Below are 19,447 nucleotides of genomic sequence, written 5' to 3'. Positions count from 1 at the left end.
AAAAGGTGTGCAATATCCAGACGCGATACGATGGTTTCCATAGCTGAGACCGTTACTTCAAAACCAGTCTCAGCTTTTCTTGTGTCAATTTCTGTTCGTCGAACTCACGTTAATAGATAAGGGACTCGCACAGGTTTGAGCGTCCCTTATCACTCATAACGTGGGTAAAACCACCTTTCGAAGTCCCTACCATCTAGCAGCAACGATTACGCCTCCATACCCAAAAACAAACCACAGCAATACTTTCATGGTGGCTAGTTAGTTCACAACTAACTAGCCACCATGAAAGAAACCAGATCGCTTCAGCAGTAGTATTACGGGGATGGTCGGAACAACGTCGCGCTGTTCTTCCTAGATGCCAGCACCATCCAAAAATTCTTCGATTACCTTGTCACGGATGCGGCAACTACGAGAAGTCTCCTCAACAGACACCTCAGGCTGGTTAGCAACATACGAGCCGTTGCCGTTTGTACTAGCATTACTGCCACTATTAGCCGTTGCAGCGACTGCCGAAACCAGCACCCGCGATTCGTTCAAAGGCTGCTTTGTGTGCAGGCGTTGAATTTGTTGTTCTAGCGATTCAATGCGATCGACCAGTGCGCGAATAACCTGTGCTTCGGAGTCCGGTAAGCGCCCATGCTCAAGTGGATCAACCCGTTCGCCCGATCGATGCACAATGCGACCCGGTACACCCACAACCGTGCAGTCAGAGGGCACCGTTCGTAGTACCACTGAGCCTGCCCCAATGCGAACGCGATCGCCAATTTGAATATTACCCAGCACTTTGGCACCCGCACCAACAACGACATTCTCTCCTAAAGTTGGATGCCGTTTACCGCCCTCTTTACCAGTACCACCGAGAGTCACGCCCTGGTAAATTAGCGCATAGTTACCAATAATCGCCGTTTCCCCAATCACAACACCCATGCCGTGATCAATAAAAACGCCTCGCCCAATCTGTGCCCCGGGGTGAATTTCAATGCCTGTCAAAAACCGTGCTAGTTGAGAAAGCAAACGGGGAAAGAACGGCAAGCCCAACCGATGCAGCCCGTGCGAAAAGCGGTGAAACACTAGCGCCTGCAAGCCTGGGTAGCAGAACAAAACCTCTAACCAATTGCGAGCAGCCGGGTCACGCTCAAAGATAATGCGAAAATCGGTAAGAAGGTTAGTTAGCACGAGAGACAAACCCTGCGGCAGAACAAATCACTATCTATCTTAACGTCTGAATGACTTGAATCAACGAGTGTCGTAGTAGCCAACATGGCATACTCTTTAACAGAACGTGTCTCATGCGATTCATGTCTCGTTCACCCTAACCGTCACCGTCACTGATGACCGAGCATTTAGACCCATTAAACGTTGCTTATCAAGCGTTTGGTCATTTCGAGCATGGGTTGGCAACTGGAGAGTGGCAAGCGTTTATCAATATGCTCTCCGATGATTTTACGTTCTGGTTTCCTGTCGGACCTTACCACGGACTAAATGTAGGTAAGGAGCGGGCGATCGCCTTTCTCCAATATGTTTCAGAGAGTTTCAGTGAGGGTCTGACGCTCACGCTTGACCGTGTTACTAGCAATGAAACAACTGTTGTCTTTGAGTTTCGGGATGAGGGCTTGTTGTTAGGGCAACCCTACAAAAACCGAGTGGCAGTCTCGTTTGACGTACGGGGCGATCGTCTTTGCGCCTACCGAGAATACTTTGGCAGCGATGGTAAATCAAACTAGTGCAGATCACAAACTCTAGGATTAGAAAAAAGGCTACCGTCTAGATTGAAGAAAGCCTTTACAATAAGTGGGATTTTAGCCCTAGACTCAACAACGCCATGCCACGTCGCAACGATCTCCACAAAATTCTGCTGATTGGCTCCGGTCCCATTGTGATTGGGCAAGCCTGCGAGTTTGACTATTCGGGCACACAAGCTTGCAAAGCTTTACGGGACGAGGGTTATGAAGTCGTCTTGGTAAACTCCAATCCGGCGACGATTATGACTGACCCGGAAACCGCCGATCGCACCTATATTGAGCCGCTGACCCCAGAAATTGTCGCGAAGATTATTGATAAAGAGCGCCCTGATGCCTTGCTACCGACGATGGGCGGACAGACCGCACTCAACTTGGCAGTGTCGCTCGCGAAAAACGGCACGCTCGAAAAGTATGGCGTAGAGCTAATTGGGGCGAAATTGCCCGCGATCGAAATGGCAGAAGATCGCAAGCTCTTTAAAGAAGCGATGGCGCGAATTGGTGTGGCTGTCTGTCCCTCTGGCTTAGCCACGACATTGGACGAAGCACGACAAATTGGGCATGAAATCGGTAGCTATCCCTTGATCATCCGCCCTGCCTTTACGATGGGTGGTTCGGGTGGTGGTATTGCCTACAACCAGGAAGAATTTGAAGAAATTTCGCAGTCGGGTCTTGATGCCAGTCCAGTTTCTCAGATCTTGATCGAAAAATCGCTGCTGGGCTGGAAGGAGTACGAACTCGAAGTCATGCGTGATCTGGCAGATAACGTGGTGATCATCTGCTCGATCGAAAACCTTGATCCCATGGGCGTTCACACGGGCGACTCGATTACCGTTGCGCCAGCCCAAACCTTAACTGACAAGGAATATCAGCGCTTACGCGATGCTTCGATCAAAATCATCCGCGAAATTGGCGTCGAAACAGGTGGCTCCAACATCCAGTTTTCCGTCAATCCCGATAATGGCGATGTGGTGGTGATTGAGATGAACCCCCGTGTGTCGCGTAGTTCCGCGCTGGCATCCAAAGCAACCGGTTTTCCGATCGCCAAAATGGCGGCAAAACTTGCGGTTGGCTACACGCTAGACGAGATCCCCAACGACATCACCAAGAAAACGCCTGCCAGCTTTGAACCCACGATCGACTACGTTGTTACCAAAATTCCCCGCTTTGCCTTCGAGAAATTTCCCGGCTCGACGTCAACCCTCACAACTCAGATGAAATCTGTGGGCGAGGCAATGGCGATCGGGCGTACGTTTCAGGAATCATTTCAAAAAGCGCTGCGCTCCATGGAAACGGGACGAGCAGGCTGGGGCTGCGATCGCAACGACAAGGTGCCAAGTCTAGAGCAAATTCGCGCTGGCTTGCGGACTCCAAATCCAGAGCGTATTTTTACCATTCACCATGCCTTTCAGGCTGGCATGACGGTCGATGAGGTATACGAGCTAACGGCGATCGATCCCTGGTTTCTAGACAAGCTGTATGCACTGCTAGATACCGAAAAAGGACTGAAGCGCACTGCCCTCACCAGTCTGACCAAAGAGCAGCTTTTTGACATTAAGCGGCAGGGCTTTAGCGATCGTCAGATTGCTTTCGCTACTAAAACCACTGAGGACGAAGTTCGCACCTATCGCCAGTCGCTGAACGTGATCCCTGTTTACAAAACGGTCGATACCTGCGCGGCTGAATTTGAAGCACTCACGCCCTACTATTACTCCACCTACGAAGAGGGCGAAAACGAAATTCTTCCCTCTGACCGACGTAAGGTGATGATTTTAGGCGGTGGTCCTAATCGTATTGGTCAGGGCATTGAGTTTGACTACTGCTGCTGTCATGCATCGTTTTCCCTGGGCGACGATGGCTTCGAGACGATCATGGTCAACTCCAACCCCGAAACGGTTTCAACCGACTACGACACCAGCGATCGCCTCTACTTTGAGCCGCTGACCAAAGAAGATGTCCTCAATATCATCGAAGCCGAAAAGCCTGAAGGTGTGATTATCCAGTTTGGTGGACAAACGCCGCTGAAGCTGGCAGTACCCTTGCAAAAGTACCTGAGCAGTGAGGAGTGCTCTGTTGCAACCAAAATCTGGGGTACTTCGCCTGACGCGATCGACATTGCTGAAGACCGAGAGCGCTTTGAGAAAATTCTGCGGGAACTCGATATCAAACAACCTGCCAACGGACTTGCCCGCAGTTATGGCGAATCGCTAGAAGTCGCTCGTCGCGTTAACTATCCTGTTGTTGTGCGTCCCAGTTACGTGCTGGGCGGGCGCGGGATGGAAATCGTTTACTCCGATACCGAGCTACAGCGCTACATGACGGCAGCAGTTTTGGTGGAGCCTGATCACCCCATTCTTATTGACAAGTATCTGGAAAATGCAGTGGAGGTGGATGTAGACGCGATCGCCGACCAGGAAGGTAACGTCGTCATCGGCGGCATCATGGAACATATTGAGGAAGCGGGGATTCACTCTGGCGACTCCGCTTGCTCACTGCCATCCGTTTTTCTGAGCGAAGCTGTGTTAACCCAAATCCGCACCTGGACAGTAGCACTGGCAAAGGCACTGAAGGTGGTTGGGCTGATGAATATTCAGTACGCGGTGCAGGGCGAACAGGTTTACATTCTGGAAGCAAATCCTCGTGCGTCCCGGACTGTGCCGTTTGTGTCCAAGGCGATCGGTATACCCCTGGCAAAAATGGCAGCCCGTGTGATGTCTGGTAAATCTCTGGCAGAACTAGGCTACACGGAAGAAGTTATTCCCAAACATATTGCTGTCAAGGAAGCCGTACTGCCCTTTGAAAAGTTTCCCGGCACTGACACGATTCTCGGTCCCGAAATGCGCTCTACAGGCGAAGTGATGGGCATTGATGACAACTTTGGTACTGCCTTTGCCAAAGCTGAACTGGGAGCAGGGCAGCGTTTACCGCAGAGCGGCACTGTCTTTGTTTCCACCAGCGATCGTGACAAAGCGGCTGTAGTAACTGTTGTCAAAGACTTACTGGAACTTGGCTTCCATATTGTCGCTACTGAAGGCACCCGCAAAGCGCTACGCGAACACGGGGTGACTGTTGACCTAGTGCTGAAGTTGCACGAAGGTCGCCCGAACGTCATGGATGCGATTAAAAATGAGAAGATTCAACTCATTATTAACACGCCCTCAGGTGAAGAAGCCAAGGCAGATGGTCGCTTGATTCGCCGCACTGCTTTGTCCTACAAAATTCCGATCGTGACAACGATCGCTGGGGCTAAAGCAACGACTGCCGCTATTCGATCACTCCAGTCCCAATCGCTATCTGTGAAAGCACTACAGGACTACATCCATTAGCACGACTGACTCAGTTAGGAGCCCCATTGCAACTCTTAGCTGAGTTAGTACGTCAGCAAACATCCCTGTGTCTATCTAGCAAACGATTTAATTAAGAAGCTTAAATCTTCTTAACATTGAAGTGCTTAAGAGAAGATGAACTTTTCTTGTATTGGGCGCTCTAGGAGTGCATTTTGTTTAATGGGATGCAATTACAAAGCACTATCCTAGGTACTCTTGTCTCACTCAACGCATCGTACAAGTTAGCCAAGCTTAAAAGTAATACGTCCGTAGGTATATACGTCTTCTCTCATGAATGTTACATTTGTTAATACGTTGCATCAGCAATTCTGATATGAAGTTCATGGTGTAAGACCTGTTCATTCTTTAGTGCAGTCATGTATGTGAAGACCCTACTTCACTCTTGTTTGAAACCTTCTCCTACGCTCAATCACCTTTAAAACCTGCTCTTAACGTTAAAGAGCAAAGGCTGTCCGGTTCGGACTGGGACCGCTCAACATCGTTTATCTTTTCTACCCTCTCGCATAGTTGTACCGGCTGCCGACTCCAGCCTCTATCCACTGTCGTTTTTTCCATAGCGCTATGAAGACTGCACAAACATCAACCGACTTGGTACGCGCTTACTTAAGAGAAATTGGTCGTGTTCCCCTGCTGACTCATGAGCAAGAAATTCTCTATGGCAAACAGGTACAGCGCTTATCCTCACTATACGAAGTAAAAGAAACGCTGACTCAGCAGCTAGATCGTGAGCCATCGTTAACTGAGTGGACTCAAAAAGTCGATCTTTCTGAAGCTGAACTACAGCACGCGATCGCCGAAGGCGAGAACGCTAAACGCAAGATGGTCGAAGCAAACCTGCGTCTAGTTGTTTCAGTCGCGAAAAAGTACACCAAGCGCAACGTTGACTTGCTGGATCTAATTCAGGAAGGCACGATCGGGATGCAGCGCGGTGTTGAAAAGTTTGATCCCACTAAGGGCTATCGCTTCTCAACTTACGCCTACTGGTGGATTCGTCAGGCAATCACGCGCGCGATCGCTGAGAAGGGTCGCACGATTCGCCTACCGATCCACATTACTGAAAAGCTCAACAAGATTAAGAAAGCACAGCGTCAGCTTTCGCAGCAGTTGGGACGAGCTGCCACTGCATCTGAGCTAGCCAGCGAACTGGAGTTAACTCCTCGCCAGGTACGAGAGTATCTAGAGCGATCACGCCAACCCCTTTCCCTTGATCTGCGAGTGGGTGACAACCAGGATACAGAGCTAGGCGAATTGCTGGAAGACACAGGCGCTTCACCAGAAGACTTTGCATTGCAATCGTCGTTGCGTGCGGACTTAGAGACGCTAATGGCAGATCTAACGCCCCAACAGCGAGAGGTGTTAGCGCTTCGGTTTGGGCTAGAAGATGGACAGGCGCTCACTCTGGCAAAAATTGGCGATCGTCTCAGCATCAGTCGTGAACGGGTGCGCCAAATTGAACGTGAAGCCTTGACCAAACTACGCAAGCGCAAAGCGGCGATCGGCGAGTACTTAGCGAGCTAGTAGCGTTAACAAAACGTCCTACCATGCCTTTACTCCTGACCTTTCTCATGGTTTTGCTTAAGAGAATGGTCAGGGGTAATAGAGACTGATGCGGTCTTCACTAGGCAAGCTATTAGTTACTAAAGCGTTACAAATCAAAAGACTTTATGGCTTAAAACATTTTCTTTAGATGCTGTTGCAAAGCCTGACATCGACTTTTTAGCGTTCCTAATCATCTGGAGTCTATAACTACTCGTACGATCACCGTGGGGCGTACTTTACTCAGGCATAGTGGTCGTTTCCTATCTCAAGTGATGCTCACAACTGAGTGTGATCAAGGTGGCTCCAGTTCAAGTTTAGGATAGCTCTGGGAATGATTGTGTCATCGAGTCCTGTCGATCGCGCGACGTTCATAGTGTAGAACGCAGCGAATGGAGGAAAATAAAGTACAAGTTCCTGGTGCATAAGTATGACCTGTTGTCTTAACCCAGACTGCCAGCAGCCTCAAAATGCCGATGATGTCGAGTTCTGTCTTAGTTGCGGTACAAAACTGACAGTGCTGCTGCGGGGACGTTACCGCGTTATGCGACCGATCGGACAGGGTGGTTTTGGCAGAACGTATCTGGCGCTGGACGACGATCGACTCAAAGCACGCTGCGTTATCAAGCAATTTTCGCCCCAGATTCAAGGCACAAAATCGCTCGAAAAGGCAGTCAAACTTTTTGAGCAAGAAGCAGTGCGGCTCTATGAATTGGGCGAACATCCTCAAATCCCAGCGCTGTTAGCGTATTTTGAGCACGACAAACGCCTTTATCTGGTGCAGCAGTTTATCGAAGGCAATACGCTACTGCAAGAACTTTCCCAGAACGGTGTGTTTATTGAGCAGCGCATTCGTGAAGTGCTAGCTGGCATCTTGCCCATTCTCAAATTTGTCCATGATCATCAGGTCATTCACCGGGACATCACCCCATCCAACATCATTCGCCGCAAGTTTGATAACAAGCTAGTACTAATTGACTTTGGCGTTGCCAAGCTGCTGTCTGTTGAAGCCAGTAACCAACCAGGCACTAAGATTGGCACCGAAGGCTATGCGCCGATCGAACAACTGCGAAGCGGCAAAGCATACCCTGCCAGCGATATTTATAGTCTGGGTGCCACCTGTCTGTTTTTGATGACTCAGGTGAAACCAGAAGATTTGTACGATCCGCTAGAGGGGCGCTGGCTTTGGCGAGAACGCTTGCGCGAAAAAGGGCGGGCAATCAGCGAACCGATCGCCCAAATTCTAGACAAAATGCTGAAGGATCTGGTTAGTGAACGCTATCCCTCTGCTGCCGCCGTCATGAAAGATCTGCGAACCGCCCTGTCTAGTCCGCCGCTTGTAGCTAGCTCAATTGGTGGTGCCATGCGATCATCTGGGGTGGCAAATGCCTCTTCTCCGTCGTCAAGCGCAAGTCGGTCTGCGAACCGGTCGCCTGTTAGCCAACCTTCTGTGGGTCAGCCTTCTGTGGGTCAGCCGAACCTGAGCCGACCCAACGTGAGCCAGCCTGGTGCTAATCAAGTCCATGCAGCAGGTGCGCTACCCTCCAAACCGCCTGTCTCTAGAGCGCCTGTCTCTAAAGCACCCCTCTCAAGGCAACCTGTATCAGGTTCACAACAATGGCATTGCCTGCATACCTTGACTGGGCATTCTCGCTGGGTGACAGCCGTTGCCATTAGTGCCGATGGAAGCACGATCGCCAGTGGCGGTTTAGACGACAGCATTAAAGTCTGGGATCGTTCTACAGGCGAACTCTTGCGAACCTTGACTGGGCACCACAAGCCCATTAATTGCTTAAGCATTAGCCCGGATGGTCAAACGTTAGTTAGCGGCAGCGATGACGACACGGTTCGTCTCTGGCACTTAGCAAGTGGTAATTTACTGCGCTCGTTGACTGGGCATACCAGGGATGTAAGTTCAGTTGTCATTAGCACCGACGGGCAACTGCTTGCTAGCGGTAGTGAAGACCGCACAGTGCGGCTGTGGAATCTGGCTACAGGTGAAATGCTGCGTGCCTTTTCTGGTTTAGCCGGTATGGTGCGATCGGTTGCCCTTAGCCCCAATGGTCAGTTTCTTGTTAGCGGTGGGTTGGATAACCAAATTAAGCTTTGGAGCCTGAAAACGAATGAGCCAGTTCGCACACTGCCGAATGGACACTTTAACTCGGTGAATGCAGTCGTGATTGCGCCAGATGGCAAAACGCTTGTTAGCGCCAGCAAAGATAAAACTATCAAAGTATGGGATCTGACGGCAGGTGCTGTAGTGCGTAACCTGGCAGGGCATATGGACTCGGTGAACGCAATCGCCATGAGCGGTGATGGGAAGTTCCTTGCTAGCGGCAGTAGCGACACAACTATCCGGCTCTGGAACCTGGAAACAGGCACTCTTAGTGGCAGCTTAACCGAACATATTAGTGCCGTTAATGCAGTTGCTCTCACAGCAGACGGCAAGTTTTTGGTTAGTGGCAGCTCGGATAGCAAGGTGAAAGTATGGCAGTTGGGGTAAGGGATGAAAGAGACGGGATGAAGGCTAGAGGCTAAGTTTTTCTTTACTTCCCCTCTTTACCCAGGTTAAAACGGTTAGACAAACAGTATTAACTGTTACAAAATGTGCTTGACTCTCTACGCCTTTAGAGAGATCTTTCCCAATCTCAGGCGCAGGGGTGATAGTCTACTGCCTTAATTACGGGTAGTCTGAAGGAATATCCTTCTACCAGTACCCTTATGGACTCTGCCCAGTACCCGTTTGGGAAGATTCACTACTTGTTTAGGAAGGCTGACCATGCAAACTGGCAGCGGCAGGAAAGTAAGCGGCACATTCTGCGATCGCAGCTAGGCTTTACTGACGTTGTTTCTACTCGCCCTAAGCCCTGTGTCGGTTGTGCAAATTATCATGGGATGGCATATGGCTACAGCCGTGAAGCGCGTACGCCGCTGATTTGTGGCTTTCATCCCTATGGTTGGCAAAGTGAAAGCGCCTGTCCTGATTGGTGTGGTGTTTAGGCTGCATACAGCGCTTTGCTCGACTCGCACCTAGCTGCCCAACAGGAAATAGACGGAGCCATCGTCCGATACACACTGCGCCCTTGATTACAATTCGACCTGCAACTTTGTGGCATTTGAGTTAGGCACTACCGCTTGCAGGCATGGCGCTGACTAATCTCAAAGCACAATAGAAAAAAGTGCGTCTGCTACGACCATTTCATCGGCTGACTTTCTCCTTTGGTGGCGGTACGATACCAACGCGGTGCAGGTTCGCATCGATCGCCTTGAGCAGCTCAAAATCTTGTTCTGGCAATGGGGTACTTGTAGCCTTGCCGCCTGTTGGAGTCTGCTCCAGGAAGGCAAATGCCTGCCGAAACTGGTGCGGTTCTGCCTGAATGGGTGCGTCAAAGTGGCAGGGAATAATGCGTTGCATTCCCCAACTAGCTACATGGTCAGCCCAGTCAAGCGTCTCTTGTGGTGCGCGATTAAGGATGAGGGTTTGCAAAATCGGTGCCACAAAAAGTCGCCCGTCACCCTGTAGGGCATGGAACGATCGCAACCAGTCCTCTTCCCACTGAAACGGAAACAGCCCAAAATAGCCTTTGGGGGAGCGGTCTGTAGCTTTAAAGGCATTGTGGAACGTTTGACTAGCAGTCCTGACTGCTAGGACGCTGGGGCGAAAATAAAGCGTAAAGAGGGCAATGCGATGCCATCCTTTGCAGCGGTTAGCAGGACTATCTACCAACTCATTATCAGCGCTATCTCGCGCGTGGAACAGCAGCGGATAGGGGTCAAGCTGCACGATCGCAGGCGGTTCGATAGGAATAGAAATGATGGTATCGGTGACAAGTAGAGTGCGCGAGCGTCGGTGAAAAAACGCGACTTCGGCAAACCGCCCTGGACCCAGCGAGATCGGACCCAAAATGGCGTAGTCAAATTCAGCGGCAAACGGCGCTTGGCTGCTGTCATCTGGCAAGATGTGCGTCCGTTTAGCAGGCAACCCTAGCCAGCTTAACGGTAGATTCAGCGGAAAGCTCCACTGATGCGGTGCGACGAAAACATGCGCGTTTTGAAACTGCCTGGCAAAGGGACCAACAAAAACCTTGTGCTCAACCCCCGAAATAGTCGGCAAAATAATGTACTTTACATCGCCGTATTGAGCTACCAGCTCGTTGACTAACCGTAGGCATTCAGGCGTGGGGGCAATGGGGGCGTACACTAACAGCCCACCTCCATCTAGCTTTACCACTGTCATCCGAATGGGTACTACGACGTAAAAGATGCCCTGGATCTGGTCAAACGTCCATGCTGTCCCTGATACAACCTCTGTACGCAGCGTGCGTCGCTGGCTACGCGGGTAAAGCGGCACAGTAAGCCAAAACCGCCACAACCAATCGCTAGAGCGCTGCTCTTGCTGCTGTCCCTGTCTGTCAATCGTGGTTTTATTCACGCCACGATGCCTCCTATGCCAATGCTTGCGCTGTTTAAATGCGATCGCTGAAGTTAAAGTTTAGCAAATCGTTCAGCGTGCCATGAAGGAGACTGACTGCACTTAAGTCAACTTATTGATCTGTTAGTCATTCTGCTTAAGTAAGCTCATTCAAAATGTTGCCAAGACCGCGATAGATAAAAGCCAACTCATCATCAGTGATGCAGTAGGGCGGCATGAGATACAGCACATTACCCAAGGGACGAAGGAGCAAACCTTGCGCGATCGATCGATGGCGAATGTCGATCGACAGTTGGCTCAGGTAGCCCGGTTGATCGGTAATGATGTCCATGGCGGCGATCGTTCCCGTCACCCGTAGATTGGTCAGCCGGGGATGATCGCTTAAGGCGGCTAAATGCTGTCTGTGCTTGGCTTCCATCTGCTGAAACGCGGGTTCATGCTCTACCATTAGTTCGAGCGATGCCAACCCTGCGGCGCACCCTAAAGGATTGGCAGCATAGCTGTGCCCGTGGTAAAGCGTTTGTAGCGGATCGTCACTATAAAAAGCGTTGTAGATTACCTCGGAGCAGACCGTAACTGAGAGTGGTAAAAAACCACCTGTAATGCCTTTTGACAGGCAAACAATATCAGGTTGAACATTAACTTTGGTGCAGGCAAACCAGTCACCCGTACGACCAAAACCCGTCATGACTTCATCAAAAATCAGGAGGGTATTATGCGCATGTGCTAACTCCTGCAACTGCTGGAGAAACTGCGATCGCCCCATCCGCATTCCAGAAGCACCCTGAACCAACGGCTCGATGATAATGCCTGCATAGCGATCGCCCGACTCGCTCAGTTTTTGTGCAATCCCATCAAGAATTGCCTGCTCCGTTGCCGTGGCAAGCGCAGCATCAGAGTGAGCAATGGGATAGGGTACAAATTCCACCTCGAACAACAAGGGCGCAAACGCTTGGGAGAAGAGCGATCGTGCCCCCACTGCCATTGCACCAAACGTATCGCCGTGATACGCACCTTCAAACGCCAGAAAGGTCGATCGCGATTGTCCCTGATTCGTCCAATACTGATACGCCATCTTCAGCGCCACTTCGACTGCTGTAGAGCCATTGTCAGAATAGAACACACGGCTTAAGGATGAGGGCAGTCGGCTAACCAACTTTTCGGCAAGCTGCTCTGCTGGATCGTGGGTGAAACCAGCAAAGATCACGTGCTCTAGATGTTTAGCCTGCTGAAAAATCGCTTCGGCAATTTTAGGATGGGCATGACCATGAAGATTGACCCACCAGCTCGAAATACAATCGAGAATTCGCTCCCCAGTTTCTAGCTCAAGCCATGCCCCTTGTGCAGCTTTCACCTTCAACGGCTCAGGAGCAGTTTTTGCCTGGGTGTAGGGATACCAGATATTTGGATGCATAGATTTATGGACTACGGCGACCGCCTAAGCCGTTTCCTCATTACTCACAAACCCGTCTGACTGGCTGGCTTGAGGGTTTTCTAATGCTGCTTTGAGCGTCTGCCAGGTCAGCGTCGCGCATTTAATCCGTACAGGAAATTGCGACACACCTTGCATCACGTTCAGCTTGCGAAACTCAGTTGGAAACTCGTCCTTACCCTGCATCATGGTGTGAAAGCGTTGCACCATCGCCAATGCTTCCTCTAGGGTGCGTCCCTGCATTGCTTCTGCCATCAAGTCTGCCGATGCCATCGCGATCGCGCAACCTTCTCCCTCAAATTTGACCGTTTCAATGCGATCACCCGTTGCATCAAGCTGCACCGTAAGCTCGATTGTGTCACCACAAGAAGGATTGTGCCCACGCTGACGACGATCGACCGGCTCAGTTGTACCGCGATGCCGGGGCTTCTTATAGCGTTCCAGAATGACTTGCTGGTATAGATCGCGCAGATTGCCAAGAGAAGACATGAGTCAAATTTTTAAACATTGTTCATCCTTCTTCATCCTATCAGCGTCTTTTGTTAGTGGGGGCATTCAGGCAAGGAAGGCAAAATGCAGAAGGTAGAGGAAGGAGGACAAGAATAGAGCGTCTAGCGGTAAAGAAGCAGCCAGCAATTAGCTGCTAAAACTCATCATCCCTTCACCCTTCCACTTCTCTACCTTGCCGCATCTGCCTCTCGTACCGCCCGTGCTGTTGCTTCACCCGCACGATCGCTCATTAAGCGCTGTTGGTCGTAACCCAGCACCAGTTCCCAAGCATCTGCAGGATAGCGATCGACCAAGGGCAACGCCACTTCATCCATCATCCAGCGTCCATGAAGCTGATCAACTTTGATATGTAGCGTCCAGTAGCTCATTGCATTGTCCGATAAGCCAAGACGTTGAGCAGCAGCATAATAAGGGTTAAAGCCAGCAGGAACTGAAAGTTCGCCGTAGAGCAAGCCACCGGCATAGCGGAGAAAATCACGTTTGCGTTCCGACAGTAAGAAACTATGATTGATGATTGCTAGCACTTCCCACGGCACTGAATCAAAATAAGCTTCTGGTTCAGTACTCATGCCTAAGTCAGAAAGCATGGTGGCAAAGTAGGTAGAATGCTTGCGTGCTAATTTGCCAGCGCCATATTCTTCTACTACCAAGCGAGTCAGAACGCTGTGAACCTCGTTTGCAACACCACCCAGCATCCGAGAAAGCTGACTGGCTTCAATCAAACCGTCCAGCGAGGCAATCTCTAACAACTTGCGGTAGCCTGCAAGGGTCATTTCGTCTCGAAAGTAGCGCCCCGTAGCGGAAAGCTCAGGATAGAGGTCAGCAACAACCCGATCGCGCAGGGCACTGACAACATCCAATTGCTTTAAGCTATCCACATCCAACTGAGACAGTTCCCAACTTTGCCAAGCCGCTTCAATCTGGTTGCGGATCGTTTGCAAATAGAGCGATCGCTCATTCTCATAGTTACTTAGTGCGTCGTACCAGAAGAACTTGAGACGGTTGATGCGGTAGAGCACGCGCTGCAAAAAACGATGCGCCTCACTGGAATTGTAAACGTCACCATAAGCCGCTACTAACGCCGCTGCCACTGCCTTCTCAAAAGACTCGCGCGTGGGCAACAATTGCTCTAGGTTTTCATCAAGAGCAGGAGTGTTGAGTAGAGTAAGAAATAGCTGTTCGGCTTCGTTGTAGTTAGGTGCAGTTGCACGTGTCAGTGGGTGATGCATGACTGCTGACGTTAAACGGTCTGACATTTCGCGGTCTGACATCTCTTGGTAACGGCGCATAAGGTTCGTTGAAGTTTTTCCTGAATACCCCTTTATCGTGATGGTTTGTTACATAAACTTCATCTACTTGAGTAGTAGATTTAATCCTCTACATACGTATCTAGAGAGAGAATATCTTGCCTGCTAAAGGCATGGAAGGGTGGGAAGGTGAAAGGGTGAAAGAGTAGGGAGGTGGAAGAGTGAGAAGACGGGAAGGTAAAAGGGTGAAAGGGTAGAAAGGTGGAAGGGGCGTTGGCATTGCCATATTTTTACTAATTCTTCAACCCTTCATTCCCTTATCCCCTTACCTCTTCACCTCAAGCCGATCGCCCGGTTTCTGCCTTAAATACCAAACCAAAGCAGTAAACAGGGCAATGCCCACGCCGTACTTCAGCACATCTGGCACTGCAGGATTGGGTGAGAAAAACCCCTCAATGATGCCAGCAATGACTAGCATGGGCACAATGCCATAGACCAATTGAACAGCCTGAATACCATAGAGCTTGAGCGCCTCCGATCGCTTATAAACACCTGGAAACAGTAGCGCTCTGGCAAGCAAGAAACCAGCGCCACCCGCAAGAAAGATGGCAGGCAGTTCTAACGCTCCGTGGGGAAACACAAACGCCCAGAACGGCAAGGCAAGGTTGTTTTGCCCGACCAACGTGCCGATCGTGCCAATCAGGGTGCCGTTGAGAAGCATGGCATAGGTAGTAAATAGCCCTCCTGTCATGCCGCCTGCGACTGCCGCAAACGAAACCTTGATGTTGTTGATCATGATGTTAGTAGAGGCAAACGGCTCAATACCAACGATCGACCCCATCCAAAGCTCACCACGATCGCGTACCTGCTCGATCATTGCTGCTGGCACCACTAGCGCTAAAAAGGCAGGATCACGCCATGCTAACCACCACGACACTAAGCCTGCGATGACGAATAAGCCTGCTGCTAGAGCAATGTAACCTCGTGACTGCTGTACAACGGCTGGAAACCCCCAGCGATAGAACAACCAGAGGGCTTGCCATTCTTGACGGCGCGACCCTTGATAGATTTGGGTATAGCTACGGGTTGCCAGCGTCTGTAAATCTTGCACAATAAGGTCGCCTACTTCATGAGTGCGGGCGCGTGCTAGGTCAGCAGCGGTCGATCGATACAAGCTAGCAAGTTGCCGGATTTCGTTGGCATCCAGTGCTTTTAAGCCTTGCTTTTCTGCTTTTTTGAGCAGGGTATCCAGTTCACCCCAACTGGGTTGCCGCCGCGCCAGCCAGCGCTGAATGTTCATAATCTGTGATATTTTCTGGGACCGTAGAAAGATCGTTTAGAATCGCGTCAACATCTAATGCTCTGAATAGCCAAAGTGTAGCTCATGGCTTCTCCTTCTAATTCGCCTAGTTCCGTCCAGTCGCTTAGTGTGGGTAATGTTGTTAGCGCTGGGTTTCAGCTTTACAGCACTCACGCCAAGCAATATTTGACGATCGCCCTTTTTGCAACGCTATGGATTCTGCTGCCGTTTGCTGCGGTCATCCCGGTCGTTTTATTTTTTGTGTCAGTGCAGAACTACTACGCCACACTAGGCTTGATCATTCCTGCCTTGATTGTGCTGCTTCTGTATGCCACTGCCAAGTACCTGACCAACTTAGCGTTGATCGCACGTCTGGCGTTTGGTGAACTGACTAACCAGCCCGAATCCCTGAAGGATGCTCGTCGTTATGTGCGATCGCGTCAGTGGAGTTTTCTCATCGCGTCACTGCTGCTGGGCTTGATTGGCATGGGTGTTGCCATTGTCTTTTACCTGGTGCTGGCGATCGCCGTTGTGGGTTTGTTAAGCGCAGCGGGTGGGTTGTCGCTTTTCTCGAACCCATCACCAGAAGCACTAGCGGCAAACGGTGGTACATTCGTACTAATCGGTCTCCTGTTTCTCCTCCTCTTGCTGGCATTTTTGGTCTTTCTGTTCTGGTTTGCTGCCCGCTTTGTGGCGGCTGAAGTCCCTCTAGCAGTGGAACCTGGAGTTACCGCAACGAAAACAATCGATCGCATGTGGTCACTGACAAAAGGCAGTGCCTGGCGGATTGCTCTCATTTTGTTCATCACGTCTTTGGTGACAATGCCCATTCAACTGCTGGTACAGATTGGGATTAGTGCCACCAATGCGATGATTGAAGCCGCTGGCTTTACGCCTGGTGATCCTAGCTATACCGCGCTGTCTCTTGTAATCACATATATTTTGAGCTTCGCCGTTTCGATCGTCGTCATACCACTGTGGCAGACCATCAAAGCGGTCATTTACTACGATTTGCGGAGTCGCCGTGAAGGGTTAGGCTTACAGTTGCGCGATCGCGGTACACACGATCGCGGCACATTGAACTAATCACCCCATGCGTTTCTTCAACCGAGTTTCGTTATCCACACCAGAAAGCATCGAGCTAGAGTTTACGCTGGCAGGTATCGGCAATCGCACGCTGGCATTAGCGATTGACTACCAAATTTTGGGTCTGTTGCTGGTTGGCTTCTGGGCGATCTGGAGCGTGTTTAGCCTTGGACTGATGAGCTATCTGAGCCAAGCCAATTTCAGCTACGCCTCAGCTCCACTCTGGCTACTGGCGATCGCGCTACTGATCAGTTTCTTCCTCTTTACAGGCTACTTCGCTTTTTTTGAGGTCATTTGGCAAGGGCAAACCCCCGGCAAACGCATGACCAAAATTCGCGTCATCCGCGATGATGGTAGACCGATTGGGCTAGCGCAAGCCGCAATGCGTGCTTTATTGCGACCACTAGATGACCTTTTCTTCATTGGCGTTTTCTTCATTCTCCTAGGCAAGCAAGAAAAACGACTGGGCGATTGGGCAGCTGGAACGCTCGTCGTACAGGAACAACGGGGCGATCGCAAAGCCACGCTGACCATTTCTGACCCAGCAAAGCAACTGGCGATCGATCTACCCAAGCTGGCAGATCTGAACCAACTACTGCCTGATGACTTTGCCGTTGTCCGCGCCTACCTGCAACGACGACGCACGATGGAAACCCAAGCCAAAAACGACCTGAGCATGAATCTGGCACGGCAGCTTCGGACGGTCATTGCGCTCGAAACTATTCCCCCCAATACTACGCCTGACCAATTTCTCGAAGCCGTCTATGAGGCGTATCAGCAGATGGCAGGGAGGGGATTTAGCGATCGAGGTTAGCCAGAATTGGTAATGCAGTCGGTGCAACCATCAGTTAGACAGTGCTGCGTAGCCCCAACGATTGGTGATAGTAGCAAGCTGCGAGTCACAGGCTGCAAATTACAGACCGGAGCAATCTACGCTAGTGTAGAAATTGCCCCCTTGCCCGATCGTGTGTTGTGTTTCTAAGCCGTTCCCCTGCTTCCTTACTCCTCACTGCTTGCTTGTTAATTCCCCTGACAAGCTGTGCAAACAGTTCGCTTGGTGAATCGCTGGAACAATCCTTTGCTGCTGACCCTAAACTAGAAGAAAATGCGTCTTCTCAACCAACTGAAACCCCAACGGTAAGCGCAACACCTCCCTTTCAACCATCCATTCAGGGCAGCGAAACACCTACACCAACGTTGAGTCCGTCCCCGTCGGTCACGCCTCAGACAAACGGTAGCCAAGCTAGCATCCCTCCCTTCTCAGACAGTACAGTGGTTGGTGCGTCTGGCAATTCTGATGGCAGTATTGATACCACCACTGCGTCTAACAACTCAAATGGTGGGCAAGCGACAGGGACAGATGGCGCGATCGCCTTTAGTGACCTAACGAAAGCGCCTAAAGCGCTACAACAATATGTGTCAGATTTGGCACAACTGGGCGTTCTCACACCAGCAAGCAGCAGTAAAGCCAACCAGGCAAAAGAAAAGACACTGTTTGAACCCAATAGCGTGATCACTCGTCGTGATTACGTGCGCTGGCTAGTAGCGGCAAACAATCGGCTCTACGCTGCCCAACCTGCTAAGCAAATTCGCCTCAGTACCGATGCCGTCCAACCTGCCTTTCAGGACGTGCCTCGCCAAGACCCTGACTTTCCAGCCATTCAGGGGTTAGCAGAAGCAGGCTTGATTCCCAGTTCGTTAACAGGTGATAGCACGACTGTTACCTTTCGTCCCGATGCGCCGCTCACCCGTGAAGCGCTTATTCTCTGGAAAGTACCGGCGGATACTCGTCAAGCGCTGCCAACTGCCAGTCTGGATGCCATCAAGCAAACCTGGGGCTTTCAAGATGCTGCCCGCATCGACCCTAAAGCGATGCGAGCGGTGTTAGCCGATTTCCAAAACGGCGATTTAGCCAATCTTCGACGTGCATTTGGTTACACCACCTTGTTGCAACCCAAGAAGGCGGTCACTCGTGCCGAAGCTGCTGCTGCGCTCTGGTATTTTGGCTTTCAGGGTGATGGGCAGTCGGCTCAGGATGCACTTAAGATACCTTCCAAGCCTTAAGAGTGTTTGAACCAATGACCGTATGGAACAGTCGTCATCCTGTCTGTAACATCCTATGAATCGCGTCGGGTTGGTCTTCACAGTTCCCTACAATGATTTTAGAGCAGTCGCTATCTGGACGAGGGCAGGCTAAAGGGGTTTCCCTAGGCTGGAGTAATGCCTCTACAGACCCTTGAATGCCTACAACCTGTTTAGCGATCGCCCCAGCAAACGATACGAGAGTGCCGAAGCAGTATGCCCAAAACCGTTGCCGATGTGATGACCCGTGACCCCATCACTGTCACACCTGAGACACCGCTTACAGAAGTTATTCGGACAATTTCCGATCGGAAGATCAGCGGTTTACCTGTTGTTGACAACACAGGCAAACTTGTTGGGGTCATTTCTGAAACTGACCTTATGTGGCGCGAAACCGGAGTAAAACAGCCGCCTTATATCATGCTGCTAGACAGTGTGATCTATTTAGAGAACCCCGGACAATACGAGCGCGATTTGCATAAGGCGCTGGGGCAAACCGTTAAGGAAGTCATGAGCCAAAAGCCGATTACTGTCACTCCTGAAAAATCGCTACGGGAAGCCGCACAACTCATGCACGACCATAAAATTCATCGTCTGCCAGTGCTGGATACTAAAGGGCAAGTGGTTGGCATTCTTACCCGTGGTGACGTTATTCGGGTTATGGCAGCAGAGCAGGACGGCTAAGGGACGGTTTTGAGTTTTGAGTTAGTTTGCTTCTGAGCATTCACTACTGACT

The 19,447-nt window shown here is 50.7% G+C and carries 15 protein-coding genes; 9 read left to right on the top strand and 6 right to left on the bottom strand.

All coding sequences use genetic code 11. From position 1 onward, the window contains the following. Positions 1–351: 351 nt before the first annotated feature. Positions 352–1,176: a serine O-acetyltransferase gene (gene cysE, locus H6F86_RS06225; protein ID WP_190447240.1), complete on the bottom strand. Its 825-nt coding sequence runs from the start codon at positions 1,174–1,176 to the stop codon at positions 352–354. A gap of 155 nt (positions 1,177–1,331) precedes the next feature. On the opposite strand from cysE, the gene H6F86_RS06220 reads away from it, so the two are divergent. From H6F86_RS06220 to H6F86_RS06200, 5 genes are all read left to right on the top strand, one after another. Further along, entirely contained in the window at positions 1,332–1,724 is a 393-nt protein-coding gene (locus H6F86_RS06220) for a nuclear transport factor 2 family protein (RefSeq protein WP_190447239.1), read from the top strand. 98 nt (positions 1,725–1,822) lie between these two features. After that, positions 1,823–5,065, top strand: coding sequence for a carbamoyl-phosphate synthase large subunit (carB, locus tag H6F86_RS06215; RefSeq protein WP_190447238.1), 3,243 nt, complete (start codon positions 1,823–1,825; stop codon positions 5,063–5,065). A gap of 582 nt (positions 5,066–5,647) precedes the next feature. After that, on the top strand, positions 5,648–6,604 hold the full coding sequence (locus H6F86_RS06210; protein ID WP_190447237.1) for an RNA polymerase sigma factor, RpoD/SigA family: 957 nt from the start codon (positions 5,648–5,650) through the stop codon (positions 6,602–6,604). A 448-nt stretch (positions 6,605–7,052) separates the two neighbouring features. Further along, positions 7,053–9,125 (top strand): serine/threonine-protein kinase, encoded by a 2,073-nt coding sequence (locus H6F86_RS06205; protein WP_190447236.1) that lies wholly within the window; start codon positions 7,053–7,055, stop codon positions 9,123–9,125. 218 nt (positions 9,126–9,343) lie between these two features. Next, on the top strand, positions 9,344–9,622 hold the full coding sequence (locus H6F86_RS06200) for a hypothetical protein (RefSeq protein WP_190447235.1): 279 nt from the start codon (positions 9,344–9,346) through the stop codon (positions 9,620–9,622). A gap of 199 nt (positions 9,623–9,821) precedes the next feature. Here the strand turns inward: H6F86_RS06200 and H6F86_RS06195 are convergent, their stop codons facing one another. The 5 genes from H6F86_RS06195 to H6F86_RS06175 form a co-directional block, all read right to left on the bottom strand. Further along, on the bottom strand, positions 9,822–11,054 hold the full coding sequence (locus H6F86_RS06195; protein ID WP_347240093.1) for a DUF4336 domain-containing protein: 1,233 nt from the start codon (positions 11,052–11,054) through the stop codon (positions 9,822–9,824). A gap of 136 nt (positions 11,055–11,190) precedes the next feature. After that, entirely contained in the window at positions 11,191–12,468 is a 1,278-nt protein-coding gene (bioA, locus tag H6F86_RS06190; protein ID WP_190447234.1) for an adenosylmethionine--8-amino-7-oxononanoate transaminase, read from the bottom strand. Between the two features lie 24 nt (positions 12,469–12,492). Further along, complete coding sequence (gene sufU / locus H6F86_RS06185) at positions 12,493–12,975, bottom strand: Fe-S cluster assembly sulfur transfer protein SufU (RefSeq protein ID WP_190447233.1); 483 nt, start codon at positions 12,973–12,975, stop codon at positions 12,493–12,495. 188 nt (positions 12,976–13,163) lie between these two features. Then, positions 13,164–14,285, bottom strand: coding sequence for an iron-containing redox enzyme family protein (locus H6F86_RS06180; RefSeq protein WP_242033386.1), 1,122 nt, complete (start codon positions 14,283–14,285; stop codon positions 13,164–13,166). A gap of 283 nt (positions 14,286–14,568) precedes the next feature. Beyond that, positions 14,569–15,543, bottom strand: a complete 975-nt coding sequence (locus H6F86_RS06175) for a stage II sporulation protein M (RefSeq protein ID WP_190447232.1) — start codon at positions 15,541–15,543, stop codon at positions 14,569–14,571. An 84-nt stretch (positions 15,544–15,627) separates the two neighbouring features. Here H6F86_RS06175 and H6F86_RS06170 point away from each other — a divergent pair, with 84 nt between their 5' ends. The 4 genes from H6F86_RS06170 to H6F86_RS06155 all read left to right on the top strand — a co-directional run bounded on the left by H6F86_RS06170 (position 15,628) and on the right by H6F86_RS06155 (position 19,395). Then, complete coding sequence (locus tag H6F86_RS06170) at positions 15,628–16,629, top strand: DUF975 domain-containing protein (protein ID WP_190447231.1); 1,002 nt, start codon at positions 15,628–15,630, stop codon at positions 16,627–16,629. Between the two features lie 7 nt (positions 16,630–16,636). Then, a complete protein-coding gene (locus H6F86_RS06165; protein WP_190447230.1) occupies positions 16,637–17,443 on the top strand; it encodes an RDD family protein in 807 nt (268 codons plus the stop codon). Positions 17,444–17,646: 203 nt separating this feature from the next. Next, complete coding sequence (locus H6F86_RS06160; RefSeq protein WP_199305119.1) at positions 17,647–18,693, top strand: S-layer homology domain-containing protein; 1,047 nt, start codon at positions 17,647–17,649, stop codon at positions 18,691–18,693. Between the two features lie 234 nt (positions 18,694–18,927). Then, positions 18,928–19,395, top strand: a complete 468-nt coding sequence (locus H6F86_RS06155; protein ID WP_190447228.1) for a CBS domain-containing protein — start codon at positions 18,928–18,930, stop codon at positions 19,393–19,395. The last annotated feature ends 52 nt before the right edge of the window (positions 19,396–19,447 follow it).

This window comes from Phormidium sp. FACHB-592 (assembly GCF_014695795.1).
Taxonomy (GTDB): domain Bacteria; phylum Cyanobacteriota; class Cyanobacteriia; order Leptolyngbyales; family Leptolyngbyaceae; genus Stenomitos.
Note: the sequence above shows the minus strand (reverse complement) of the source record. Positions and strands in the feature narration are given on the sequence as shown.